Annotated in this window: 21 protein-coding genes and 1 riboswitch; of the genes, 18 read left to right on the top strand and 3 right to left on the bottom strand. The window is 56.4% G+C overall.

Going from position 1 to position 24,187, the window contains the following annotated elements; all coding sequences use genetic code 11:
- Nucleotides 1–16: 16 nt before the first annotated feature.
- From ACTG2U_RS05630 to mgtE, 14 genes are all read left to right on the top strand, one after another.
- On the top strand, nt 17–928 hold the full coding sequence (locus ACTG2U_RS05630; protein ID WP_005334174.1) for a chemotaxis protein CheV: 912 nt from the start codon (nt 17–19) through the stop codon (nt 926–928).
- 17 nt (nt 929–945) lie between these two features.
- The gene (locus tag ACTG2U_RS05625; protein ID WP_005350656.1) at nt 946–1,770 is read left to right on the top strand and encodes a CheR family methyltransferase; all 825 of its coding nucleotides are present in this window, start codon (nt 946–948) and stop codon (nt 1,768–1,770) included.
- 295 nt (nt 1,771–2,065) lie between these two features.
- Nucleotides 2,066–2,464 (top strand): flagellar basal body rod protein FlgB, encoded by a 399-nt coding sequence (gene flgB / locus ACTG2U_RS05620; RefSeq protein ID WP_439974173.1) that lies wholly within the window; start codon nt 2,066–2,068, stop codon nt 2,462–2,464.
- On the top strand, nt 2,464–2,883 hold the full coding sequence (gene flgC, locus ACTG2U_RS05615; protein WP_411240720.1) for a flagellar basal body rod protein FlgC: 420 nt from the start codon (nt 2,464–2,466) through the stop codon (nt 2,881–2,883). The genes flgB and flgC overlap by 1 nt, the downstream gene beginning before the upstream one ends.
- Nucleotides 2,884–2,898: 15 nt before the next feature.
- Nucleotides 2,899–3,639: a flagellar hook assembly protein FlgD gene (locus ACTG2U_RS05610; protein WP_429012383.1), complete on the top strand. Its 741-nt coding sequence runs from the start codon at nt 2,899–2,901 to the stop codon at nt 3,637–3,639.
- A gap of 10 nt (nt 3,640–3,649) precedes the next feature.
- Entirely contained in the window at nt 3,650–5,011 is a 1,362-nt protein-coding gene (gene flgE / locus ACTG2U_RS05605) for a flagellar hook protein FlgE (RefSeq protein ID WP_157161051.1), read from the top strand.
- A gap of 144 nt (nt 5,012–5,155) precedes the next feature.
- On the top strand, nt 5,156–5,902 hold the full coding sequence (gene flgF, locus ACTG2U_RS05600) for a flagellar basal-body rod protein FlgF (RefSeq protein WP_005334159.1): 747 nt from the start codon (nt 5,156–5,158) through the stop codon (nt 5,900–5,902).
- Between the two features lie 14 nt (nt 5,903–5,916).
- On the top strand, nt 5,917–6,705 hold the full coding sequence (gene flgG / locus ACTG2U_RS05595) for a flagellar basal-body rod protein FlgG (RefSeq protein ID WP_005334158.1): 789 nt from the start codon (nt 5,917–5,919) through the stop codon (nt 6,703–6,705).
- A 14-nt stretch (nt 6,706–6,719) separates the two neighbouring features.
- A complete protein-coding gene (flgH, locus tag ACTG2U_RS05590) occupies nt 6,720–7,391 on the top strand; it encodes a flagellar basal body L-ring protein FlgH (RefSeq protein WP_157162361.1) in 672 nt (223 codons plus the stop codon).
- Between the two features lie 8 nt (nt 7,392–7,399).
- On the top strand, nt 7,400–8,497 hold the full coding sequence (locus ACTG2U_RS05585) for a flagellar basal body P-ring protein FlgI (protein WP_338454408.1): 1,098 nt from the start codon (nt 7,400–7,402) through the stop codon (nt 8,495–8,497).
- 43 nt (nt 8,498–8,540) lie between these two features.
- Nucleotides 8,541–9,614 (top strand): flagellar assembly peptidoglycan hydrolase FlgJ, encoded by a 1,074-nt coding sequence (flgJ, locus tag ACTG2U_RS05580; RefSeq protein ID WP_257697005.1) that lies wholly within the window; start codon nt 8,541–8,543, stop codon nt 9,612–9,614.
- Between the two features lie 3 nt (nt 9,615–9,617).
- Nucleotides 9,618–11,621 (top strand): FlgK family flagellar hook-associated protein, encoded by a 2,004-nt coding sequence (locus ACTG2U_RS05575; protein WP_439974172.1) that lies wholly within the window; start codon nt 9,618–9,620, stop codon nt 11,619–11,621.
- A 4-nt stretch (nt 11,622–11,625) separates the two neighbouring features.
- Nucleotides 11,626–12,834: a flagellar hook-associated protein FlgL gene (flgL, locus tag ACTG2U_RS05570; protein ID WP_439974171.1), complete on the top strand. Its 1,209-nt coding sequence runs from the start codon at nt 11,626–11,628 to the stop codon at nt 12,832–12,834.
- Nucleotides 12,835–13,017: 183 nt separating this feature from the next.
- Nucleotides 13,018–13,187: riboswitch (M-box (ykoK) riboswitch) on the top strand.
- Nucleotides 13,188–13,309: 122 nt separating this feature from the next.
- A complete protein-coding gene (mgtE, locus tag ACTG2U_RS05565) occupies nt 13,310–14,653 on the top strand; it encodes a magnesium transporter (protein ID WP_421282407.1) in 1,344 nt (447 codons plus the stop codon).
- Nucleotides 14,654–14,713: 60 nt separating this feature from the next.
- On the opposite strand, the gene ppx is transcribed toward mgtE, so the two are convergent.
- The 3 genes from ppx to ACTG2U_RS05550 all read right to left on the bottom strand — a co-directional run bounded on the left by ppx (nt 14,714) and on the right by ACTG2U_RS05550 (nt 18,853).
- Entirely contained in the window at nt 14,714–16,204 is a 1,491-nt protein-coding gene (ppx, locus tag ACTG2U_RS05560) for an exopolyphosphatase (protein ID WP_042052939.1), read from the bottom strand.
- Entirely contained in the window at nt 16,194–18,263 is a 2,070-nt protein-coding gene (gene ppk1, locus ACTG2U_RS05555; RefSeq protein WP_005350671.1) for a polyphosphate kinase 1, read from the bottom strand. The genes ppx and ppk1 overlap by 11 nt, the downstream gene beginning before the upstream one ends.
- Before the next feature lie 74 nt (nt 18,264–18,337).
- Complete coding sequence (locus ACTG2U_RS05550; RefSeq protein ID WP_047437655.1) at nt 18,338–18,853, bottom strand: glycine cleavage system protein R; 516 nt, start codon at nt 18,851–18,853, stop codon at nt 18,338–18,340.
- A 196-nt stretch (nt 18,854–19,049) separates the two neighbouring features.
- Between ACTG2U_RS05550 and ACTG2U_RS05545 the strand changes: the two genes are divergently transcribed.
- The 4 genes from ACTG2U_RS05545 (at nt 19,050) to ACTG2U_RS05530 (ending at nt 24,099) form a co-directional block, all read left to right on the top strand.
- Nucleotides 19,050–19,928, top strand: coding sequence for a DUF2726 domain-containing protein (locus ACTG2U_RS05545; protein ID WP_439974170.1), 879 nt, complete (start codon nt 19,050–19,052; stop codon nt 19,926–19,928).
- 268 nt (nt 19,929–20,196) lie between these two features.
- Nucleotides 20,197–21,618, top strand: a complete 1,422-nt coding sequence (locus tag ACTG2U_RS05540; RefSeq protein ID WP_167558042.1) for a sigma-54 dependent transcriptional regulator — start codon at nt 20,197–20,199, stop codon at nt 21,616–21,618.
- A 106-nt stretch (nt 21,619–21,724) separates the two neighbouring features.
- Complete coding sequence (locus ACTG2U_RS05535; RefSeq protein ID WP_429067439.1) at nt 21,725–22,759, top strand: sensor histidine kinase; 1,035 nt, start codon at nt 21,725–21,727, stop codon at nt 22,757–22,759.
- Entirely contained in the window at nt 22,756–24,099 is a 1,344-nt protein-coding gene (locus ACTG2U_RS05530) for a sigma-54-dependent transcriptional regulator (RefSeq protein WP_136501270.1), read from the top strand. Before ACTG2U_RS05535 ends, ACTG2U_RS05530 begins: the two co-directional genes overlap by 4 nt.
- Nucleotides 24,100–24,187 lie beyond the last annotated feature (88 nt).

Below are 24,187 nucleotides of genomic sequence, written 5' to 3'. Positions count from 1 at the left end.
TTTTTAGGGAGTGTTTATGGCCAGTATCCTGGACTCGGTCAACCAACGTACCCAGCTAGTGGGGCAAAACCGGCTGGAGTTGTTGTTGTTTCGTCTCAATGGACGTCAAAGATTTGGCATCAACGTATTCAAAGTGCGTGAAGTGTTGCAGTGTCCCCCCTTGACCGTGATGCCAAAGTTGAACTCCTGCATTCGCGGGGTGGCTCATATTCGTGGCCAGACTATCTCGGTCATCGACCTCAGCATGGCGGTTGGCAAACGCCCGATAGATGATCTGAGCAAATGCTTCATTATCATCTCCGAGTACAATCGCTCTATTCAGGGTTTTCTGGTGCATTCGGTCGAGCGCATCATCAATATGAACTGGGAATCCATCCTGCCTCCGCCCAAAGGTGCGGGTCGCATCAACTACATGACAGCAGTGACTGAAGTCGATGGCGAGTTGGTCGAAATCCTTGATGTTGAGCGGATATTGAACGAAATTTCGCCGGTTGCAACGGATGTTAGTGAGGAGTTGGTTCAGGCCAGTGTCGACCACCCGACTCTGGGGCGTCCTGTTCTTGTTGCGGATGACTCCTCAGTGGCACGCAAACAGGTACAACGTGCGCTTGAGGCTATCGGTGTCGAGTGCGTGTTGGCAAAAGATGGCCGCGAAGCATTGAACATGCTGCTGGAAATGACCAAAAATGGTCCTATCAAGGATCAGGTTGCGCTGGTTATTTCGGATATTGAAATGCCGGAAATGGATGGCTATACCTTCACTGCCGAGATCCGGAATAATCCCAATCTCAAGGATTTGCATGTTATTCTGCACACCTCGCTCAGTGGAGTATTCAACCAGGCAATGGTGCAGAAAGTTGGTGCGAACAATTTTATCGCCAAGTTCCAGCCTGATGAATTGGCCAAGGCCGTACAAAACGCACTCTAATAAAGAAGAACAGCTGCATGAAGACACTTTCGGACGACTTATACAAACAGTTCAGCAACTTTCTGGCGGTACAGAGCGGAATTGTGCTGGGGGATAACAAACAGTATCTGGTGAAGAGCCGTCTTTCACCTTTGATGGCTCAGTTTGGCATCGAGAGTCTGTCTGATCTGGTTACCCGTGCTATGAGTGTGCGAGAGCGTGACCTGAAAATGGCCGTGGTGGATGCCATGACGACCAACGAGACCCTCTGGTTTCGTGATACCTATCCGTTTCAGCTTCTTACTGACAAGATTTTCCCCGAGTTGGGGAAAAGTGGCCGCCCCATCAAGATCTGGTCGGCTGCATCCTCGTCAGGTCAGGAGCCCTATTCCATTGCCATGACGGCACTGGAGCAGCAGATGAAAAAGCCGGGGACCTTGCCTGGTGGCGTGCAGATTGTCGGGACGGATATTTCGACGACCATGCTCAATCAGTGTAAGGAAGGCGTTTACGATAGCCTTGCTCTGGCGCGCGGTTTGTCACCGGAGCGCAAGAAGATGTTTTTTGAGCCCTACGGTGACAACAAGATGCGGGTCGCTGAGCGAGTCAGAAAATTGACCACCTTCCGGCCACTCAACTTGTTGGAGAGTTATAGTCTGCTCGGCAAGTTCGACATTATCTTTTGCCGTAACGTGCTCATCTATTTTGCGCCGGAAGTGAAGTCGAAGATCCTCAACCAGTTTGCTGCCAGTCTCAATCCCGGTGGATATCTGATGCTGGGCGCGTCGGAGTCACTGGCCGGGTTGACCGACCGGTTCGAGATGATCCGCTGCAATCCGGGGATTGTCTACAAGGTCAAATAGGCCTGATGGCCTTGATATTCGGGTTCTGCCGAATATTGCCAGTCCATGCAAAGAGGGAAGCTACGAGCTTCCCTCTTTCTTAATCTACAGCTCAGTCTTTCTATTTACCTACCATATCTCGCCACTGCAAAAGTGGTTGCAACCTTAAGGTGGCCAAATGATGCCGTCTGACTCAAGGCACGAGATGCTCCTGCCGTTTTCGGTCTGAAATGTGCTCATACCCAAACCATCGAACTGAGTGATTTGCTTATGGCACACCTCTTGCAAACAAAATAAACCAAGCAGGAGGTGTGCTATGGCTCTTTCATTTGACAAGGCATTCGGTGTGCATCAACACACCATAAGCGTTCGCGCCAAGCGTGCTGAGGTGCTTTCCAGCAATATTGCCAACGCAGATACCCAGGGCTTCAAAGCCAGAGATATCAATTTTGCTCAGGCATTGCAGGAGGCCCAGTCGCATCAGGGGTTTGGTTTGGCAACGACCAGCGAAAAGCACTTTGCCTTGAATATGGACGCTCCGGGTACTGTGCAATATCGCAACCCGCTGCAACCGGATACCGGTGACGGCAATACAGTCGATGTGCAGCAGGAGCGCAGCGAATTTCTGCGCAATAGCCTCGAGTATCAAACCTCCCTTGAATTTATGAATAGCAAGATCAGTGGCCTGCTCAAGGCCCTGAAAGGAGAGCAGTGATGAGTTTGTTCAAGGTCTTTGACATAGCAGGCTCGGCTATGAGCGCACAGTCAGTGCGCCTCAACACGGTTGCCAGCAACATGGCCAACGCGGACAGCGTCAGCTCCAGTGTGGAAAATACTTACCACGCCAGGCGGCCAGTTTTTGCCGCCCAGCTCGATCAGGCGATGTCTGACAAGCAGGGCTCGGTCGGGGTGGAGGTGAAGGGGATTGTCGAGAGCAATGCGCCACTGCTCAAGGAGTACAACCCCAACCACCCGATGGCGGATAAAGACGGTTTTATCTTCAAACCAAACGTCAACATGGTTGAAGAGATGGCCGACATGATCAACGCCTCGCGCAGCTACCAGACCAACGTACAGGTTGCAGATTCGGCCAAAAAGATGCTGCAGCAGACGCTCCAGCTTGGCAAATCCTGATAGGAGGGATGCAGCATGGTCGATACAACCAATAATGTGAACGGCATCAGCCGTACCACGACCCAGACGACAGGCAGCACAACGGCGCCGAAGAAAGAGCTGGATCAGGCTTCATTTATGAAGCTGCTAACAATGCAATTGTCGTATCAAGACCCATTCAAACCTGTCGACAATGCCCAGATGCTCTCCCAGATGGCCTCTATGTCTACGTCTGAGGGGATCAGTAGCTTGTCTACTCAAATGGGTAAGCTTAATGACCAGATGATATCCAGCCAGGCTCTGCAAGCGTCTTCTCTGGTAGGCCAAAATGTATTGCTACAGGGCAATACAGGATTTTTAGACAAGGATGGTTCGTTATCTGCGGTCGTTGCTGTAGGAACAACGAATAAATATTCAGGCGTCAAAATTACCGTTGAAGATGAAAAGGGACAGGTTATCAAGGAGTTTCCCCTCGAAGGAGACCAAAAAGGTAATGTTGAAATTGCTTGGGACGGTAAAGACAAGGCCGGTAACCGAGTTGCCGCCGGCAAGTATGTCATCAAAGCCAGCGGTACCCTCGATGGCAAGTCGGAAAGTATTGCCACATTTGCTTATGCCAAAGTAGACAGTGTTGCCTTGGGCAATGCCACTAACCCGACTCGCCTCAATTTGAGAGGGCTGGGTAGCGAATATTTGAACAATATTCTGCAAATTTCAGGCACCAATTCAAATCCGACGGTTACACCGTCAAAAACCACGTCGACAGCATCGATCTAAGGAGCTGGATATGTCATTTAACAATGCCTTGAGCGGTGTCAACGCGGCACAAAAAGACTTGAACGTCACCGCTAACAACATTGCTAACGTTAACACCATGGGCTTTAAAGAGTCCCGTGCCGAGTTTGCGGATGTCTACGCCAACTCCATCTTTGTCAATGCCAAGACCCAGGTCGGTAACGGTGTAGCGACCGGGGCGGTTGCCCAACAGTTCCATCAGGGGGCGCTGCAATTTACCAATAACGCACTGGACTTGGCGATTCAGGGGAATGGCTTCTTTGTGACCTCTGATGGCCTGACTAACTTGGATCGCACCTATACCCGTGCCGGTGCCTTCAAGCTCAATGAAAACAGCTATATGGTCAACAATCAGGGCCATTATCTGCAAGGGTATGAGATTAACGAAGATGGGTCTCCGAAAGCAGTGAGTATTAACGCAACCAAACCTATCCAGATCCCAGATCGGGCGGGTGAGCCTGTGAAAACAAGCAAAATAGAAGCGAGTTTCAATTTACCTTCAACCTCAACAACTAAACCACAGTTATTTACACCTTCGAATTTTGACCCGAAAGATTCAAAGACTTATTCTTCATCTACATCAGTAGTGATCTATGACTCTCTTGGAGAACCTCATACGATTACGCAATATTTTGTCAAAGATGCTGACACAACAGATCCAACCAAACCTGCGGATCCTCCGTCTTGGCGTATGTACCTTTATCAAGGTGACAAGCCGATTAACATTGAAGGAGGCACGGCGCCCACCATGACGGGAACTTTGGCGCAAGCTCCGAAAGCTGCGCAGATTACGTTTGGCTCTGATGGTAAAATGAATGCGATTTCACCAGCAACATTAAAAACGGAACCTTTAGGTACAATTACTGGGCCTAATCCTGGGGCCGGTATTATTACAAATGGCGCAGATCCTACCCAACAGGTTGATATTGTATTTGGGACAGTAACCCAATATTCATCACCATTTGAAGTCAGTAAGTTGACACAGGATGGCTCTACTGTCGGTCGTTTGACCAAGGTCGAGATCACGCCAGATGGTATTGTGTCCGCGACCTACAGTAACGCAACTACGATTAAGGTTGCCATGGTGGCGATGGCCAAGTTTGCCAACTCGCAAGGATTGACTCAGGTCGGCGATACCTCCTGGCGCCAATCCCTGCTCTCTGGTGAGGCGTTGCCGGGGACGCCGAACTCGGGTACTTTCGGGACCATCAAATCATCGGCACTCGAGCAGTCCAACGTGGATTTGACCTCGGAGCTGGTGGATCTGATCACTGCCCAGCGTAACTTCCAGGCCAACTCCCGTTCTCTGGAGGTCAACAGTTCGCTGCAGCAAACCATCCTGCAGATCCGTTAATCGCGCAATAAATGATAATGAGAGGGGGCTTGGCCCCCTCTCTGTTTCTGTCGGATTTTCATCCTCCTTATCCCCCCATATTTCTGCTGTTGGCACTTTAATTGCATTTCTCCTGTCAGAGTCATCTGTTTGACGGAGAATTCCATGGATCACCTGCTTTATATCGCCATGTCCGGGGCCAAAGAGACCATGAACAGCTTGGCTGTTCGCGGCAACAACCTCGCCAATGCCAATACAACCGGCTTCAAGTCCGATTTTGAGCAGGCCAGAAGCATGCAGGCATTCGGAGAGGGCTTGCCAAGCCGGGTGTTTGCCATGGCTGAGCGCCCGGGTCAGAACCTGCAGCATGGCATGCTGATGACCACCGGACGGGATCTGGACGTGGCGGTGGATGGGCCGGGCTGGATTGCCGTGCAGGATCCAAAGGGCGGCGAGGCCTATACCCGCATGGGGAATTTGCAGGTCAATGCGACCGGCAACTTGCAGACCTCGACCGGCCTGAATGTAGTGGATGACGGTGGTCAGCCAATCGTGTTGCCGATGCCGATGGAGAAACTCGAGATTAATCGGGATGGCACCATCAGCGGTCGACCGGAAGGGGCAGCCGCCAACTTGCCGGAAGATTTTCAGCGGATCAAGCTGGTCAACCCGGCCGCCGATGCGGTGGAGAAGGGGCAAGATGGTCTGTTTCGCCGCAAAGATGGCCAGAATGAACCCGCCTCTGCCAATGTCGGCCTGATTGCCGGCTCCCTTGAGGGGAGCAACGTCAATGTGGTGGATGAGATGACCAACCTGATCCGGCTGCAACGCCAGTTCGAAACCCAGGTCAAAATCATGAAGACGGCCGAAGAGAATGATGAAGCTCAAACCCAACTGCTGCGAATCAGCTAATCAAGGAGTTACCTATGAATCCCGCACTCTGGATCAGCAAGACCGGGTTGGATGCACAGCAGACCAATATTTCGGTCACTTCGAACAACCTGGCGAACGCCAGCACCGTGGGCTTCAAAAAGTCACGGGCCATCTTTGAAGATCTGCTGTATCAAAACATCAACCAGCCCGGTGGCCGCTCCTCTGCCGATACCGAGCTCCCCTCCGGCCTGATGCTGGGGGCGGGTGCCAAGGTGGTGGCGACCCAGAAAAACCACAGCCAGGGCAACGTGCAAACCACCGACAACTCGCTGGACCTGATGATCAGTGGTCGTGGTTACTTTGAAATTCAGCTGCCGGATGGTAGTGCGGCCTATACCCGCAACGGTCAGTTCACCCTCAACGATGAAGGGACCATAGTGACCCCGGGTAATGGCTACCCGCTGCAACCGGAAATCCAGATCCCGGAAAACGCCCAGAGCGTTACGGTGGGTGAAGATGGTCAGGTCTCGGTGCAGCTCAAGGGCGATGGCGCTTCTCAGGTCGTCGGTCAGATCAACATCTCCGACTTCGTCAACGCCAGCGGCTTGCAGCCGATGGGGGAGAACATGTTTGTCGAGACCCAATCCAGTGGTGCTGCTGCGCAGGGGACTGCCGGTGCCGATGGCTTGGGGGTGATCAAGCAGGGGATGCTGGAGACTTCCAACGTCAACGTGACCGAAGAGCTGGTGAACCTCATTCAGGCTCAGCGGGTCTACGAGATGAACTCCAAGGTGCTTTCCGCCGTGGACGGCATGATGTCCTTCCTGATCCAGCGTACCTAATTAGGAGGTGCATGATGAAAGCCGTATGGATGCTGGGATTGTTGGTGCTGGGAGGGTGTAGCAGCACTCCCAATACACCCAAGCCTGATGATCCCGAGTTTTCCCCCGTCTACGGGGAGTCGGAGCCGGTGTCGGTGCGACCGACAGGGGCGATTTTCCAGCCGGATCAGGTCAATGGCATCTATTCGGATATCAAGGCACACAAGGTAGGCGACATCATTACCATCGAGTTGTCGGAGTCGACCTCCGCCTCGAAAAAGGCCAATACCCAGAGTGGCAAGAATAACAAGTTCAATCTGGACCCGGTCAAGTTGGGTGGCGTGCCCGTGACCGCCAGCCCCTATGATCTCTCAGCCTCCATTGCTCAAGACAGCGCGTTCAAGGGGCAGGCCAAGGCGGATCAGAGCAACAGCCTGCAGGGCAATATTTCGGTCAGCGTGGCCAAGGTGCTGCCCAACGGCAATCTGCTGGTGCGCGGCGAGAAGTGGATCATGCTTAATAATGGCAATGAATATATCCGGATCACCGGCCTTATTCGCCCGGAGGATGTGACGTCTGATAACAGCGTTTCGTCCCAGAAAGTGGCCAATGCCCGCATTTACTACGGTGGTACCGGCGATCTGGCCAATAGCCAGGAGCAAGGGTGGCTTACCAGCTTTTTCAATGGTCCCTGGTGGCCGCTCTAGGAGATGTTATGAAGTCACTCCGTCTTGTCACTCTGCTTTGCTGTCTGCTGCCCTTGGGTGTGGCCAATGCGGCCCGGATCAAGGACATCAGCTCGGTTGAAGGGGTGCGTAACAACCAGCTGATTGGTTACGGTCTGGTGGTGGGGTTGCCCGGCACTGGCGAGAAGAACAACGCCTTCACCGAGCAGACCTTCCGTACCATGCTCAACAACTTTGGTATCAAGGTGCCGGATAACATCAAGCCCAAGATCAAGGATGTGGCGCCGGTGGCGATCCATGCCGACCTGCCCCCCTTCTCCAAGCCGGGCCAGACCATCGATGTGACGGTGTCGGCCATCGGCGAGGCCAAGAGCCTGCGGGGCGGCACCCTGTTGCAAAGCTTCCTGAAAGGGCTCGATGGGCGGGTCTATGCGGTCGCGCAGGGCAGTCTGGTGGTCGGTGGTCTGGGGGCCGAGGGGGCTGATGGTTCCAAGGTAGTGATCAATACCCCGACCGTCGGGCGGATTGCCAACGGTGCGACCGTGGAGCGGGAGGTGCCCAACTCCTTCAGTCAGGGTGACACTATCACCTTCAACCTTAACCGACCCGACTTTACTACGGCGCGCCGTCTGGCCGATGTGGTCAACGATCTGGTGGGGCCCAATACCGCTCAGGCGCTCGATGCTACTTCGATCAAGGTCTATGCCCCGCGGGATCCGGGTCAGCGCGTCTCCTATCTCGCCACCATCGAGAACCTAGAGGTGGATCCGGCCAATGAGGCGGCCAAGATCATCGTCAACTCCCGCACTGGCACCATAGTGATAGGCAGTCAGGTCAAGCTCAAACCGGCGGCCATCAGCCATGGCGGGTTGACGGTGACCATCGCCGAAAACCAGCAGGTCTCCCAGCCCAACCCGCTGGCGGGAGGAGAGACGACGGTGACCAACAACTCGACCATCAATGTCCAGCAGGAGCCGGGGCGGATGTTCAAGTTTGATACCGGTGCGACCCTGGACGATCTGGTCCGGGCGGTCAATCAGGTCGGGGTCGCCCCCGGTGATTTGATGGCCATCCTTGAGGCGCTGCAGCAGGCAGGCGCCATCGAAGGGCAACTGGTCATATTGTAACAAGCGGCAAGTGGTTGCCACGGGTGGCAATGAGGTAAGCAAAATGGCGGAGTTTGACAGCAACAGCGGCATGAATCTCGGGATGGTACAGGACATCAAGAACCTGGATCGTCTGCGCCAGATGAGCCAAAGCAAAGAGGGACAGGCCGAAGCGCTCAAGAGTGCGTCACGCCAGTTCGAGTCAATCTTTACCCAGATGCTGTTTCAGAGCATGCGTCAGGCCAACGGGGTGTTGACTCAGGACAACCCGATGAACAGCAGCTATACCCAGTTCTATGAAGGGATGCTTGATGAGCAGCGGGTTGCCGACATGTCCAGCAAGGGGGGGCTGGGATTGGCTGACATGGTGGCCAAGCAGCTCTCTCCCGAGACCTTTACCCATCAGGATGGACGGGTGCTCAAGATGCCGCAGCGCACCGAACGGACCTACAAACCCTATCAGCCACCCACGGCCGCTGCCGATGATTTGATCGCGGCATCAAAAGTTGGCAAAGATTTTGCTGAAAGAGAGATGACCGAGGGGGTCAAGGAGAGCCACGCACTCACTATGCCCCGTCGACCGCACCGCAGCATTCCGCCCATGGGACGCATGACCAGCGAAGAGGGCAGTGCCACCGATAGTGGGAGCAAGGAGTTCGATACGCCGGAAGAGTTCGTTAATCGCCTGATGCCGCTGGCCAAGAAAGCGGCCGACAAGCTGGGGTTAAGCCCGGCGGTACTGGTCGCCCAGGCAGCACTGGAGAGCGGTTGGGGCAAGCGGGTGATCAAGGATGGCGAGGGGCAGGTGACCCATAACCTGTTTGGCATCAAGGCCGATCCGCGCTGGGAAGGGCCAAAGGCGGTGGTCAGCACGCTCGAGTATGAGCAAGGCGTCGCCTCCCGCCAGAAAGCGGCATTTCGCTCCTATGAGTCGTTTGAAGAGAGCTTCAACGACTACGTGGACTTCCTCACTTCCGGCTCTCGCTACAAGGGAGCCTTGGCGAAGGTGGATAGTCCCGATCGCTACTTTGAGGCGCTGCAACAGGCGGGTTATGCCACCGACCCGCACTACGCCAGAAAATTGAAACAGGTATTGCGCAGTGATGCCATTGCCCAATACAACGAGATGGAGCTGTAACGTATGGCAAGCGACCTGCTTGGGATTGGTTCATCGGGCGTGCTGGCACAGCAACGCCTGCTGCAGACCACCAGTAACAACATAGTGAACGTCAATAGCCAGGGCTATGTGCGTGAGCGTACGCTGGTGTATACCAATACCATCGGTCTGGGGACCGGTGACATCAAGACCCAGCGGGTAATCAACGACTATATGCAGGGGGAGGTGCGCCGTGATACCTCTGCTTATCATGCCTCCCTGACCCATTATGAACAGCTGGCTGGCGTTGACAGCTTGCTTGGGGATACCAGCAACAGCGTGGGGGCAGCCATCACCTCCTACTTCAAGTCATTTCACTCTGCCAATGAATCGCCTGCCGAGATCGGTGGGCGCAAGGTGGTGATGACGGATTTGAGTGGCATGGTCAACCGTTTTCATACCCTCTCGGCGCAGCTCGACAAGCAGAGCGATACCCTCAACACCCGCATTGAAGATGAAACCAAGCAGGTCAACAGCCTGCTCACCAGCATCAATGATCTTAATCAGGCCATCATCCGCACCCAGGGGTCACCCGAAGAGAACCTGATGCTGTTTGATCAGCGGGATGAGGCGATCCGCCAGCTGTCGGAGAAGATGGATATTCGCACCGTAGCCCAACCCAACGGCAGCATGCTGGTCAATATGAGCACCGGCCATTCGCTGATCCTCGATGGGGGCGTCGCCCAGTTCAAGGTGATTGCAGGAGATCCTGACTCCCGGGATCAGGAGCTGCAACTGACTCTGGGGGATAATCAGGCTACCATCGACCACGATACGTTTGGTGGCGCCATGGGGGGGCTGTTCAAGGCGCGTACCGACCTTGAGCCTACCAAGCGAGAACTGGGGCAGCTGGCCGTGGCGATGGCCGATGCGATGAACCAGCAGAACCGCCTCGGGATGGATCTGGATAACGAGATTGGCGGCGATATCTTCACCCTGCCTACCAGCAAGGGCTTACCCTACGGCAATAACACGGGGACGGTCGGGGCGAATGTCAGCTTCGTGCCGGGCAAGGGTACATCAGTGACCCCGTTTGATTACGAAGTGCAATTTAGCAGTGCCACCGGTTATGAGGTGTTTTCGCTGGACAAGTCTGGCAATCGTACCTTGATCACTGCGGGGGCTACCCCACCAACAACCTTTGAGCTGACCGGGCACGGGATCTCGATCGATCTCACCGGCACGCCAGCTGCGGGTGACAGACTGTTGCTGCAACCGACCAAAAGTGCGGCCGCTGGTCTGGGTCAGTTGATCACCCGACCGGAAGATTTGGCCCTGGCCTCTCCGCTTAAAGCGGAAAAGACCACCAATAATGGCGGCGGGGCTGATATCAAACTGGGTGGCGTATTCAATACAGGTGCGGGGTCAGGTTTTGGTACCAATAGTCTGAGCCCGACAGCGCCTCAGGTGGTCAAAATCGATGCTAGTGGTAACTATCAGGTTTTTCAAGCCGATGGTACTACTCTGATAGGTACGGCCCCTGCGAGCAGCAAGGGGCAGAATTTGATGGCTGCTTTGCAACTGCCACCCCCCACTGGTGGACCAGCTTATCCAAACCCGAAACAGGCGCCCGGCTACGAGTTCAGCATCACTGGAACGGTGGATGCCGGTGACAGCTTCAAGCTCAGTTACAACAGCAATGGCTTTGCCGATAACAGCAATGGCCTGGTTCTGGCCGAGCTGCAAAACAAGGATCTGGTGCGCAAGAGCACCAATGGTGGGACGACCAACGACAAGATGACCTTCAATCAGGCCTATTCCGGGTTGGTGATGGAAGTGGGTAACAATACCAGTCAGGCAAAAACGCTGCTCAAGGCCAATGAGTCCAAGCTTATCCAGAGCACCGGCATCTTTGAAAGCGTGTCTGGGGTCAATCTGGAGGAGGAGGCGGCCAATCTGATCCGCTTCCAGCAATCCTATGCGGCATCGGCGCAAATCGTCAGCACGGCCAAAACCATTTTCGATACACTGCTCTCTTCCGTGAGGTAACGTCATGCGCATCACCACCAACATGATCTACGACCGGAATATCTATTCCCTCAACAGTGCCAACGAGAGGTTGAATACTGCCTACCAACAACTGCAAACCGGCAATAAATTTCAGACAGCTGGAGAAGATCCCGCAGGGATGAGTCAGAAGATGGCTCTGACCAAGGAGATTGACCTGTTCAAGCAGTACAGTGTCAATGGCAGCTTGCTGGAAAACAGCCTGGGGCATGAAGAGACAGTATTGGATTCTCTTAATACGGCGATGCTCAGTGCCCAGACCCTGATCCAGAAGTCAAATAATGGCGCTATCAGCATGGATGATCGCAAGGCCATCGCCAGCGAGCTTGAAGGGTTGCAGCAGCAGATGTTCGACCTGATGAATAGCAAAAACTCCTCGGGTGAATTTATATTTGGTGGCAATCAGAGCAAGACCCAGCCATATATCAAAGACGTCAACGGAAAATATATTTATCAGGGTGATCCAGGTCAGCGAAATATTCAGGTCTCACCCACAGTACAAATCGCTGCCAATGATTCCGGGCAGGATCTGTTTGAAATCGTGGCGACCAGAAGAACCGCCAGTGCAACCACCGCAAATATCAAGGTCGGGATAGGCGATCAGGGTAACTTTGATAATTTCTATAAGTCCAATTATAACTCGGCACTGCCCAGCAACACCTATACCGTATCAACCACCATAGGTCCGCCTGATACCTATGATATCAAGGATGCCGGTGGTACTACCCTGCAAACGGGTAACTACACTGCTGGCACCAAGATCCCCTTTAATGGTCTGGAGTTGACCCTTGATTTGCCTGCAGGTGGTGCGGCTCAGCAGTTTGATCTTAATCCACCGAAGAATGACAACATATTGAATGGTATGTCGGACTTTATTACGGCTCTGCGAGATCCGGCTATTTCTGCCGAGACCTTCGAGCAGAAAATAGCCGATGCCACCGTTCATATGAAAAATGCCCGCCTGAATATTGATCATGGGTTGGGTGAGTTGGGCGGCCGGATGAACAGCCTGGAGCAGGCTATGGGCTCCAATGAGGGATTGAGTACCCTCAACGCCGAGGCGAGAGCCAAGGTGTCGGAAGCGGACCTCTATGAAGTGATTTCCGCGCTGTCAAAAGAGGATGCGGCATTGAGTGCCTCGCAACTCTCTTTCAGCAAAATAAGCCGTCTGACGCTATTTGACTATATTCGCTAATTAGAGAAGGGCCCCTTTGGGGCCTTTTCTTTTATCTAGGTTTTGTAGATTGGTTCAGTGTCATCTCCTGCCAATTGTAACAAGCTGTTGCCGTTGCCCATTTAATGGGCGCTGCGGGGTTGACCTCCCTGCGGGATTGGATAATCATGCCGCCCGCACAACAGAGGGTTGTGCGAATTATTTGCAGCATCTCGTTAGGCGAGGCTCCTGTATAAACACAGGCCACTGATCTCACGACGTCCAGAGACGCCCAAGATCAGGACAGTTTTCATCGGATTAAGGTGTAAACCCAAGTGGCTTCCGGCATGCCGGATACGTTATACAGTGCTAAAGCTGGTACGTGGGGATGATGACACGCCGAACGGCGTCATTTCCTGCCTATTACTCGTCAATCAAATTGCTGTTTTCTTGTCGTTGCCTCCGGCTATTTCCGGAGGCATTCAGGCTCGCCTGAAATCACATGAGGATATCTGTGATGAAGAAAACACATACCATTCTTAACCGTCACCAACTGCTCGATCTGGCCGCCCTGCAGGGTTGGCTGGAACATAATCTGGATCCGGTTCAGCGCGCCGATCAACTGCTGACCCTGCGTCCGGAAGAGCTCAACTGCATCTTTGATACCCTGCCAATTCCACAAGGTGCCAAACTGCTCGGCTCACTCTCGGCCGAGAGTGCCGGGCGCCTGTTGCTGCGGCTCCATGGCAGCATCGTCAGCGTGTTGCAGGAGGCCATTCCCCGCCGCGAGATGGTCGCCATCCTGCGCAAACTGAGTCGTCAGGATCGCACCATGTTGCTGGCTCGCTTCCCGACCCAGGCGCAGGCCATGTATTACTCCCTGCTGGATTGGCCCACCGAGTCGGTGGGGGCCAACATGCGCCACGAATATCTGGCGGTGCGGGAGGAGGACACGGTCGGTCACGCCAAACAGCTGATCCACGATGCCTGGGATAATGCCCAGCTGTTTCGCCATATTTATGTGGTCAACGGGGATGGTCGTCTGCAAGGAAGCCTCTCCCTCAAGACCTTGCTGATCGCCGACCCGCTGGCCAGTGTCGCGACCCTGATGGATCGGGAGACGGTGCGGATCAACGCCCGTGCGGATCAGGAGTTGGCAGCGCGCCTGCTCATCGACCGCGACCTGTCGGTATTGCCGGTCGAGGATCAGGGGCGACTGGTCGGTATTTTCCACGTCGATGATGCGGCGGATATTCTGGAGCTCGAATCCACCGAGGATGCCGAGATGCAGGGGGGCTCATCACCGCTCGATACCCCTTACTTGCAGGCGACGCCCTGGCAGCTGTGGCGCAAACGGGTGGGCTGGCTACTTATCCTGTTTGTGGCGGAAGCTTACACCGGCACCGTGTTGCGGGCATTCGAGGAGCAACTGGAAGCGGCCATTGCGCTGGCCTTCTTCATTCCGCTCCTGATCGGTACTGGTGGTAACAGCGGCACCCAGATCACCACCACCATAGTTCGTGCCATGGCGGTCGGGGAGGTGAGTCTGCGCAATCTCGGCACCGTGCTGAAAAAGGAGCTCTCCACCGGTCTGCTTATCTCGGGTGCCATTGCCATGGCAGCCTGGGTACGGGCATGGAGTCTCGGCGTCGGTCCCCAGATTGGCATGGTGGTGACCTTTACCATCATCGCCATCGTGCTCTGGAGTGCCACGGTCGCATCCATTATTCCCATGGTGCTGCGTCGTTTCCGCATCGATCCGGCGGTGGTCTCTGCGCCATTCATCGCGACACTGGTGGATGGTACCGGCCTTATCATCTACTTCGAGATGGCCAAGTGGTTGTTGCCCGAGTTGCAGTAACCGGGAGATTGAGATGAAAAAGGCAGCCAGTGGGCTGCCTTTTTCATTTATCTTTCCGGTTTAGCCGAGCTGGAACAACAGTGGCCAGCCCTGCTCCTGGCAATAACGATGCTCCTTCTCCAGATTCTGCATCAGGAGACGGTTCTCCTCGCACCAGTCGATCGGCAGGGTCACGACCAGCTGATCCCCTTGTACCGCGACTTTCCACTCGGGCAGTAGGTTGTCCTGGCGCTTGTGGTGAGCGGCGACTGCGAGGCGCAGGATACGGATGCAGCGCAGCACCGTCTGCATGTCGTGGTTGGGCAGGGGAGGCAGCTCGGAGAGCTTGAGCCCCTTGCGCTGAAAGCGTACCAGCGCCGCCAGTAGGGCCTGATCGTCCTGGTTGAAGCCAGGCAGGTCGGTGTGTTGCAGGATATAGGCGGAGTGGCGGTGAATGCCGCTGTAGTTGATGGCAAGGCCAATTTCGTGCAGCCGCGCCGCCCAGCCGAGGATGGCGCGATAGGGCTCTATCTCCATCTGCCAGGGCTCTTGCAAGGCATCAAACAGCGTCAGCACGCTCTGCTCCACCCGGGCTGCTTGTTTGCGGTCCATCCGGTAGTGGGTACCGAGCGCCTGTGCGGTACGCTCGCGAATATCGTGGTGCTGCAAGCGCTCCTCGAATTCATAAAGCAACCCTTCACGCAGGGCTCCGTCGGAGTAGTCAAGCCGCTCGATGGGCAGCGAGGTAAACAGCCCGAGCAGGATGGCGACCGCAGCGGCAAACACCTCCTGACGCTCCTCGGTAAGCCCTGTCAGCTTGAGGTTATCGACTCGCTTGCGCTCAATCATCAGCGCCTTGAGGCGCTCCAGCCCCTCCAGCGTGATGCTGCCGTCAGTCAGCCCTTCCCCTTGCAGTACATCCCGTACCGTACGAATGGAGCCTGAGCTGCCAAGGCAGCTCTGCCAGCCCAGCTTGCGGTACTGGTTGACGATGGGGGCGAGCTGGTGCTGCGCCTCCAGCACGGCATTGGTGAAGTGCTTGTCGCTCAGCTTGCCGCTGGCAAAGAAGCTCTGGGTAAAGCTGACGCAGCCCATCTTGCGACTGGTGAGGGCCTTGTGTTCAAACCCTTCACCGATGATGAGTTCGGTGCTGCCGCCGCCGATATCGATGACCAGTACCTGACCCTCGATATGCTGGGTATGGGCAACACCCTGATAGATGAGACGTGCCTCCTCCTGCCCGCTGATGATCTCGATGGGGTGGTTGAGCACCTTGGCAGCTTCACTCACAAATTCGCGGGCGTTGCTGGCACGGCGCAGGGTATAGGTACCTGCGATGCGGATCTGGTCCGGCTTGATGTTGGTGAGGCGCTCGGCAAACAGCGACAGACAGGCGAGGCCGCGTTCCATCGCCTCCGGGCTCATCCGCTTTTGTTCATCCATCCCTTCCGCCAGCCGCACCCGCTCCTTGATGCGATCGACGATGCGAAAACGCCCTTCGCTCAGATGGGCGATCACCATATGAAAACTGTTGGAGCCGAGATCCACGGCGGCATAGAGACTATTGTCCATTGTTTGACTCGATACGTTTGAGATAGTCGTAAATCGCCACCTGAGAGCGGATCTTGCGGCGGTTGCCCCGCTTCACATATTCGTTCTGCTGGTCGGCATCAATGACCCGCGCTTTGCAGGTATCACTCAGTTGTAGTTCGAGAATGTCCATGATGCGCTGCTTGAGGCGCTCGTCATAAATGGGGGTGCCCACCTCGATCCGGCCGTCGATATTGCGGCTCATCCAGTCGGCGCTGGAGATATAGAGCTGGGGATTGCCCTTGTTGTGGAACACCATCACCCGCGGGTGCTCGAGGAAGCGGTCGATGATGCTGATCACCTTGATGTTGTCACTGAGACCTGGCACACCCGGACGCAGGGCGCACATGCCACGGATGATCATCTGGATCGGCACCCCGGCCTGACCAGCGGCATAGAGGCGGTTGATGAGATCCTTGTCCACCAGATTGTTGATCTTGAGGATGATACCGCTCGGCTGGCCCGCCTTGGCGTTGGAGAGCTCGTTGTCGATGAGGCGATAGAGCTGACGGCGGCTGTTGATGGGGGAGACCAGCAGGTGGTTGAATTTGTATCGCTTATAGGGGTACTCGATGTATTCAAACACCCCTTCCACTTCGGCGGTGATATCCGGATTGCGAGTGAGCAGCGAGAAGTCGGTGTAGATCTTGGCGGTCTTCTCGTTGAAGTTGCCGGTGCCGATATGGGCGTAGCGCACCGCCTCGCCATTTTCGTGGCGGGTGATGAGGCAGAGCTTGGAGTGGATCTTGAGGCTCGGCACCCCGAACACCACCTTGACCCCGGCATCGGTGAGAATATTGGCCCAGTCGATGTTGGCCGCTTCGTCGAAACGGGCGCGCAGCTCGACCACCACGGTCACCTTCTTACCGTTGTTGGCGGCATCGATGAGGGAGTGGATGATCCGCGACTTCTTGGCGACCCGGTAGATATTGATGCGAATGGCGCTCACCGCCGGATCGAACGCCGCCTGGCGCACCAGCTCGGTGAAATGGTGGAACTTGTGATACGGGTAGTAGAGCAGGATATCCTGCTTGGTAATCGCATCGAAGGCGTTGACGAAGCCGTCAAAATCGCGGCAATCGAGGGCCGGCAGCTTGGGGTTTTCCAGATAGTCACGGCCTACGTTGGGGAAGCCGATGAAATCCTTGAAGTTGTGATAGCGCCCGCCCGGCATGATGGCGTCGTAGGAGCTTATCTGCAGCTTGAGCTTGAGGAAACTTATCATGGCGGCGGGCATCTCCCGCTCGTAGACGAAGCGCACCGGCATGGCGGTGAGGCGCTGCTTCAAGCCATCACTCATCTTGTCCACCAGGCTCAAGTCCAGCTGGTCGGAGAGATCGTATTCGGCATCCCGGGTCAGCTTCACCGCATAGGCGGCAATCTCGTCGTAGTCGAAGAAGCCTTTGAAAATCTCGTCGAGGCAGAAGCGGATGACGTTATCCAGAATGATGATCTGCTTCTTGCGGCGGGTCCCTTCCGGCGGCAACTGGAAGAAGCGGGGCAGGTCGTCGGTCGGCACTTCCACCAGGGCGTACTGGATCACCTGACCGTTCTTCTTCATCTCGATGGCCAGATAGGTGTACTCATCCTTGAGGAATTTGACCGGATTGACCTCTTTGTTGAGCAGGATCGGGATGATGTGACGCAGCACCTTCTCCTTGAAGAAGACCCGCAGCCACTTCTGAATGGCATCGGAGAGCTGATTCTCGTTGACCAGGAAGATGTTGTGGCGAGCGAGCGCAATCAACAGCTCCTTGTAGGTGTTGTCGAACGCTTCACCGAGCGCCATCACTTTTTGCTGGATGGCGCGCAGCAGCACTTTCGCTTCATCGTCGCCACCATGTACTTCATTGATGAGGATGCGACGCTTGACGTCCGATACCCGTACCTTGAAGAACTCATCCTGGTTGGAGGAGAAGATCCCCAGAAAACGAACCCGCTCGATGAGGGGCACCGTCTTGTCCATTGCCTCTTGCAACACCCGTTCATTGAATGAGAGCCAGCTCAGCTCTTTCTCTTCATACTGCTTGTCGGTGCTCATCTTGTACCTCTGTTTCAGGTCGCGTCTGCGCGGCAGTTATGGCGTTAATATATGACAAATAAATGACAGTATTGTTACTGCTCGCTGAACGCTTCGTCGATGTCGACCACCAGATCGTCGGAGAGGGATTCCAGCGCGGTGATAAGCGTATCCATCGCGAGCCCGTCGGGCAGGGCAACCAGCGCATGGGCATAGAAGAGCGGCGCGCCGGAGTGGGGAGCCGGTTCACAGCCGGTGGTGAGATCGGCCACGTTGATCTCGAGCTGGCGCAGGATGCTGGCTACTTCATGGACGATGCCGGGGCGGTCGTTGCCGGTCACCGTCATCATGACTTGATGGGCTGGCTCGGCGGTCGGTGTCCCTTCGGCAAAGCTTATGGTCAGACCCGGTAGCAGGGCCAGTGCTTCGCACAGGCTGCGATAGTGCTCATCGGGGACAGAGACATGGAGGATACCGGCAAACTGGCCCGCCAGTTCGCTCATGGCGCTGCCCAGCCAGTTGCCCTGCTCGCGGCTGATGACAGCTGCCAGACTTTCGACGATCCCGGGTTTGTCTGCACCGATCACGGTGACCACCAATTGCTTTTGCATCCTGCTCTCCTTGAAATGGGATTTCTTGCTCTATCCCTATTGTGCCTGCTGGGGCTGGTCATATGAACCCCCGCCTGCTGACAAATAGATAAAAAGACGGGACTTTTCACTTTCTATACACGGGTCTGCTGCCTTGCCCCATGGCGGCTGTGGTAAAGTGATCCCCCTTTCGTGTTGTGAACTGGATCGTGCTCTCATGAATACCCTTGTCCTTTCGGGATTGTTGTTGCTGGCGCTGCTTGTGCTGGCGATCTTCTGGAGCAGAGGCAGACAGCAAAAGCGCCTGCCCTATGATGTGCAGGAGACCCTGTTCAGTCCCGCCGAGCGATCCTTCCTCGGGGTACTGGATCTGGCGGTGGGTGACAAGGCCCGGGTCTTTGCCAAGGTGCGGGTGGCCGATGTGCTGACGCCGCAGGCTGGGATCGGTAAAAGCAAATGGCAGCAGCACTTCAACAAGATCAGTGCCAAGCATTTCGACTATCTGCTTTGCCACCCTGCGGATCTCTCCTTTATCTGCGCCATTGAACTCGATGACAGCTCTCACCGTCACCAGAAGCGCAAGGCGCGCGACCTTTTTCTGAAAACCGCCTGTGACAGCGCCGGTCTGCCGTTGCTGCAGATCCCGGCAAGTGCCAGCTATCTGGTGGAAGAGCTGCGCGAACAGATCCTGCCGCTGCTGGTCAAAACCAGCGAACCGTTGATCGACGCTCTGCCGCACGGGGCGCGCCGCGAGCCGACGTTCAACCCTCTGTTGCTGGATGGTGTGGATGTCGGTGCCGGGATGCGTGGCCGCACTGCCCATGCCGAGGCCATCTCGCCTGCGTCGCTCCACGAGCCCGCCATTAAGGCCAAGGGGATGGTGGAGACGCCGCAGAGTGAGGGTGAGCTGGTCGATGGTTTGTTCGCCGATGTAGAGGATGACGAGGAGCATGAAGTACACCACTGCCCCCGTTGCGATGCGCCGCTGGTGGAGCGGGAGGCGAAAAAAGGCCCCCACGCTGGTCGACTCTTTCTGGCTTGCAGCCGTTTTCCCGAGTGTCGTTACGCGGCGCCGCACCACCATAATCGCCACTGAGTGCGCTTCACCGTGTTGCATGCTGCCCTCTGACGAGGGCAGTTTTCTTTCCGCTATTGGCGGCGTTTGTTAACGGCGCCAATGCAGAAAATTCCTTGGCAAAATTTATCTAATCTCTCGTTTCTGTCGATACACTTAGCCTGAATACGACAATTTTTGACAATGTGTCGGAATTTTGGCACTTTGTGTGCCAGCAAAAAGACAGTCGATAGCTGTTTTATCATCAAATAAAACAATAAGTTAGTTCAGGACATCGCGAGGAATGGATATGGTGGAGATGGGCGTGTTGATTGTTGATGCCGATGCGCAGCGGCGCCAACAGTTGGGAACCGTGCTCTCGTTTATGGGGATCCCGTGGCAGGAGGTGGCACAAAGCGATCTGGATGTGGCCATCGAATCCTCCGGTCCGCTGCAAGGGGTGCTGGTGGGTGAGCTGACCGACCGTCCCTTGTCAGAGCTGCTGGCCGCCTTCCCCCGTACTCCCTTCCTCTCGCTGGTTGAGGCCGATCTCCCCAACAGCAACTTTATCGGGGTCGCGCTCTCGCCCTTTACCTATGAATCCCTCACCCGTCATCTGCACTTCTGTCAGGCCTTTGTATCCTTGCATCCCCGTCAGCAGACCCATGACAAGGGGCAGGCCCTACTGCGTTTGCTGGTGGGCAAAGGGAAGGGGATTCAGGAGGTACGCCGTCTCATCAGCCAGGTGGCCGAAACCGATGCCAACGTGCTGATCCTCGGGGAGTCTGGTACCGGTAAAGAGGTGGTGGCTCGCGCTATCCACGAACTCTCTTCCCGAAGTCAAGGTCCCTTCGTGCCCATCAACTGCGGCGCTATTCCCGCCGAATTGCTGGAGAGCGAACTGTTTGGCCACGAGAAGGGGGCGTTTACCGGCGCCATCGCGGCTCGTCGCGGTCGCTTCGAGCTGGCGCAGGGGGGCACCCTGTTCCTCGACGAGATCGGCGATATGCCGATGCCGATGCAGGTCAAACTGCTGCGGGTGTTGCAGGAGCGGCTGTTCGACCGGGTCGGTGGCGGCAAGCCCATTCAGGCCGATGTGCGCATCATAGCGGCGACCCACCGGGATCTGGAGGCGATGATCCGTACTCAGGGTTTTCGTGAAGATCTCTACTACCGCCTCAACGTCTTCCCCATTGAGACGCCGCCGCTGCGGGATCGTATCGACGACATTCCGCTGCTGCTGCAGGAGCTGCTCAACCGCCATGCTGAGCAGCACCATGGCTTTATCCGGCTGACCCAGCGTGCGCTGGAGTCGCTGATGCAGTACCCCTGGCCCGGCAACGTGCGCGAGCTATCCAACCTGCTGGAGCGGCTGTTGATCCTCTACCCGCACCAGATCGTCGATGTGGCCGATCTGCCCAGCCGTTATCGCCTGCTGCCGAGCGAGCCGCGGGATGAGCGGCTGACCGAGATGGATGAACGGGATGCGCTGGCGGCGGTGTTTCAGGATCCGCCCGAGCTGGATCACTCCCTCGCCTCGGCTCGCACCATGCAGTTGCCGGAGGAGGGGGTCAACCTCAAAGAGATGCTGGCCGACCTTGAAGTGGAGCTGATCCGTCAGGCGCTGGAGTCTCAGGACGGGGTGGTGGCCCGTGCCGCCGATCTGCTCGGCATGCGCCGTACCACTTTGGTGGAGAAGATGAAAAAGTACGGGATGAGCAAGGACGTCTAATGGTCAAAGCCTTGACGCCAACACGCAGCCCATTGTTTTTATTAATATAATTTAGTGGCATGGAAATTGAATAACCTGACCTGATAGCCAGTTTGAGGTCAGGTTTATGACAATCCAGCAGCAGGACATGCCACTCCAGTCCCACGAAGTGAGCCAGCTCTATGCCATCTTCAAGGCGCTCCCCACCGGGGTGTTGCTGCTTGACGGGGCAGGGGTGGTCACCCGCGCGAATCCGGCGGCCATCTCCCTGCTGGGGGAGCCGCTGGAAGGGGAGCTCTGGCGTCACATCATTGCCCGCTGCTTCGAGCCGCGCGAGGATGATGGTCACGAGATCTCCTTGCGCGACGGGCGCCGGGTGCAGCTCTCGACCCAACCGCTGCCGGATCAGAGCGGCCAGCTGGTCTTTATCAATGACCTGACCGAAACCCGTAAACTGCAAGACCGCATCAACCACATGAAGCGGCTGTCGGCGCTGGGCAATATGGCGGCCTCGCTCGCCCACCAGATCCGCACGCCGCTCTCCGCCGCCATGCTTTATGCCGCAAACCTGGCCAACCGCACCCTCAAACCGGAATCCCGCTCTCAGTTTCAGCAAAAGCTGATGGCCCGTTTGCAGGATCTGGAGAAGCAGATCAACGACATCCTGCTGTTTGCCCGAAATGGCGACAATCAGGTGGTCACCCCCATCTCGGTACAAGGGTTGCTGGCCGAAGTGCAGGCCGGTGCCGAGGCCTTCTGCCAGCAACAGGGCTGCGAGCTGCACATGGAGGCGCCAGAGCCCGATCTCTGTCTGCTGGCCAACAGCAGCGCGTTGGCGGGAGCCATCAACAATCTGATTGCCAATGCCCAGCAGGCGGGGGCCACGTCACTCTTGGTCAGCGCGGTGCGCAGCGGTGCCCGGGTGGAGATGCGGGTCATCGATAATGGCAAGGGGATCCCTTCCCATCAGCTCGGTCAGGTATTCGAACCCTTCTTTACCACTCGCTCCCAAGGCACTGGTCTCGGACTGGCGGTGGTGCAATCTGTAGTGCGTGCCCATCAGGGGGAGGTCGGTGTGGCCTCGGTTCCTGGTGAAGGCACCTGCTTTACTCTGTCGTTCCCCCTGCACCAGCAACCGGTGCAGCTTGGAGGTGTAGCATGACACAGGCCAGGATCCTGGTAGTTGAAGATGACAATGGCCTGCGCGAAGCGCTGGTGGACACCCTGTTACTGGGGGGTTATGAGTGCCGTGAAGCGGACAGCGGCGAGCGGGCTCTGCTGGCCCTCTCCCGTCAGCCATTTGACATGGTGATCTCCGATATCCAGATGGGGGGGATGGACGGTCTCACCTTGCTGGCCACCATCCGCCAGCAATATCCGCAGATCCCTGTGCTGCTGATGACCGCCTACGCCAATATCGACGGCGCGGTGCGCGCCATGCGTGAAGGGGCCATCGACTATCTGGCTAAGCCGTTCTCGCCGGAGGTGCTGCTTAATCAGGTCAGCCGCTATGTGCCCGCCCAGAAGGTGGAGAAGCGCGCTGTGGTCTACGGGGATCCCAAAACTGCCGAGCTGTTCCAGCTGGCGACCCGGGTGGCCAGAAGCGAAGCGACCGTGATGGTGACCGGCCCGAGCGGGACGGGGAAAGAGGTGCTGGCCCGTTACATTCATGACAACTCCAGCCGCGCCGAGCAGCCTTTCGTCGCCATTAACTGCGCCGCCATTCCGGAAAACATGCTGGAGGCTACCCTGTTTGGCTACGAGAAGGGCGCCTTCACCGGTGCGGTGCAGGGGTGCCCCGGCAAGTTCGAGCAGGCGCAGGGGGGCACTTTGTTGCTCGACGAGATCACCGAGATGGATCAGGGGCTGCAAGCCAAGTTGCTGCGGGTGTTGCAGGAGAAAGAGGTGGAGCGGCTCGGCAGTCGCAAGATGATCCCGCTGGATGTGCGGGTCATCGCCACCAGCAACCGGGATTTGAAAAAAGCGGTGCAGGATGGTCAGTTCCGCGAAGATCTCTACTATCGCCTCAACGTCTTTCCGCTGCGCTGGTCTGCCCTGTGCGAGCGGCCCGGCGACATTCTGCCGCTGGCGGAGCATCTGCTGGCGCTTCATGCCTGTCAGCAGGGGTTACCGACACCACAGTTGACGGATGCCTCGCGGGATCGGCTGCTGGCCCATCCCTGGCCCGGCAATGTGCGGGAGCTGGACAACGTGGTACAGCGCGCCCTGATCCTCAGCCCCGACGGGGTCATTGATTGTGACCACCTCATTCTGGAGGAGCTGGACGAGCAGGAGATGGAGTTTGTCAGCGTGGAGCGCAGCTATGGCGGCGATCGCCTCGGCAGCGAACTCAAGCAGCAGGAGCACCAGATCATCCTCGACACCCTGCAAGATTGTAACGGCAGCCGCAAGGCGGTGGCCGACCGACTCGGCATCAGCCCGCGCACCCTGCGCTACAAACTGGCCCAGATGCGGGAGGCGGGGATCGATCTGCCAGCCTGAGGCCGGGAGGGAAACCGCACTGTGTGGGGGCTGTCATGGTCTTGGCGGCCCGGCTCGATTATCATGGGGCCCTTGGCGCTTTGAGCCT

Origin of the sequence: Aeromonas sp. 95A, from assembly GCF_051919235.1 — a bacterium.
GTDB lineage: Bacteria > Pseudomonadota > Gammaproteobacteria > Enterobacterales > Aeromonadaceae > Aeromonas > Aeromonas veronii.
The sequence above is the reverse complement of the archived record's forward strand: the minus strand, read 5'-3'. Positions and strand labels throughout refer to the sequence as shown.

What these genes read in the sequence shown, in the direction of transcription:
- ACTG2U_RS05630 (WP_005334174.1), top strand. Translation starts at nt 17, where the DNA reads ATGGCCAGTATCCTGGACTCGGTCAACCAACGTACCCAGCTAGTGGGG.
- ACTG2U_RS05625 (WP_005350656.1), top strand. Translation starts at nt 946, where the DNA reads ATGAAGACACTTTCGGACGACTTATACAAACAGTTCAGCAACTTTCTG.
- flgB (WP_439974173.1), top strand. Translation starts at nt 2,066, where the DNA reads ATGGCTCTTTCATTTGACAAGGCATTCGGTGTGCATCAACACACCATA.
- flgC (WP_411240720.1), top strand. Translation starts at nt 2,464, where the DNA reads ATGAGTTTGTTCAAGGTCTTTGACATAGCAGGCTCGGCTATGAGCGCA.
- ACTG2U_RS05610 (WP_429012383.1), top strand. Translation starts at nt 2,899, where the DNA reads ATGGTCGATACAACCAATAATGTGAACGGCATCAGCCGTACCACGACC.
- flgE (WP_157161051.1), top strand. Translation starts at nt 3,650, where the DNA reads ATGTCATTTAACAATGCCTTGAGCGGTGTCAACGCGGCACAAAAAGAC.
- flgF (WP_005334159.1), top strand. Translation starts at nt 5,156, where the DNA reads ATGGATCACCTGCTTTATATCGCCATGTCCGGGGCCAAAGAGACCATG.
- flgG (WP_005334158.1), top strand. Translation starts at nt 5,917, where the DNA reads ATGAATCCCGCACTCTGGATCAGCAAGACCGGGTTGGATGCACAGCAG.
- flgH (WP_157162361.1), top strand. Translation starts at nt 6,720, where the DNA reads ATGAAAGCCGTATGGATGCTGGGATTGTTGGTGCTGGGAGGGTGTAGC.
- ACTG2U_RS05585 (WP_338454408.1), top strand. Translation starts at nt 7,400, where the DNA reads ATGAAGTCACTCCGTCTTGTCACTCTGCTTTGCTGTCTGCTGCCCTTG.
- flgJ (WP_257697005.1), top strand. Translation starts at nt 8,541, where the DNA reads ATGGCGGAGTTTGACAGCAACAGCGGCATGAATCTCGGGATGGTACAG.
- ACTG2U_RS05575 (WP_439974172.1), top strand. Translation starts at nt 9,618, where the DNA reads ATGGCAAGCGACCTGCTTGGGATTGGTTCATCGGGCGTGCTGGCACAG.
- flgL (WP_439974171.1), top strand. Translation starts at nt 11,626, where the DNA reads ATGCGCATCACCACCAACATGATCTACGACCGGAATATCTATTCCCTC.
- mgtE (WP_421282407.1), top strand. Translation starts at nt 13,310, where the DNA reads ATGAAGAAAACACATACCATTCTTAACCGTCACCAACTGCTCGATCTG.
- ppx (WP_042052939.1), bottom strand. Translation starts at nt 16,204, where the DNA reads ATGGACAATAGTCTCTATGCCGCCGTGGATCTCGGCTCCAACAGTTTT.
- ppk1 (WP_005350671.1), bottom strand. Translation starts at nt 18,263, where the DNA reads ATGAGCACCGACAAGCAGTATGAAGAGAAAGAGCTGAGCTGGCTCTCA.
- ACTG2U_RS05550 (WP_047437655.1), bottom strand. Translation starts at nt 18,853, where the DNA reads ATGCAAAAGCAATTGGTGGTCACCGTGATCGGTGCAGACAAACCCGGG.
- ACTG2U_RS05545 (WP_439974170.1), top strand. Translation starts at nt 19,050, where the DNA reads ATGAATACCCTTGTCCTTTCGGGATTGTTGTTGCTGGCGCTGCTTGTG.
- ACTG2U_RS05540 (WP_167558042.1), top strand. Translation starts at nt 20,197, where the DNA reads ATGGTGGAGATGGGCGTGTTGATTGTTGATGCCGATGCGCAGCGGCGC.
- ACTG2U_RS05535 (WP_429067439.1), top strand. Translation starts at nt 21,725, where the DNA reads ATGACAATCCAGCAGCAGGACATGCCACTCCAGTCCCACGAAGTGAGC.
- ACTG2U_RS05530 (WP_136501270.1), top strand. Translation starts at nt 22,756, where the DNA reads ATGACACAGGCCAGGATCCTGGTAGTTGAAGATGACAATGGCCTGCGC.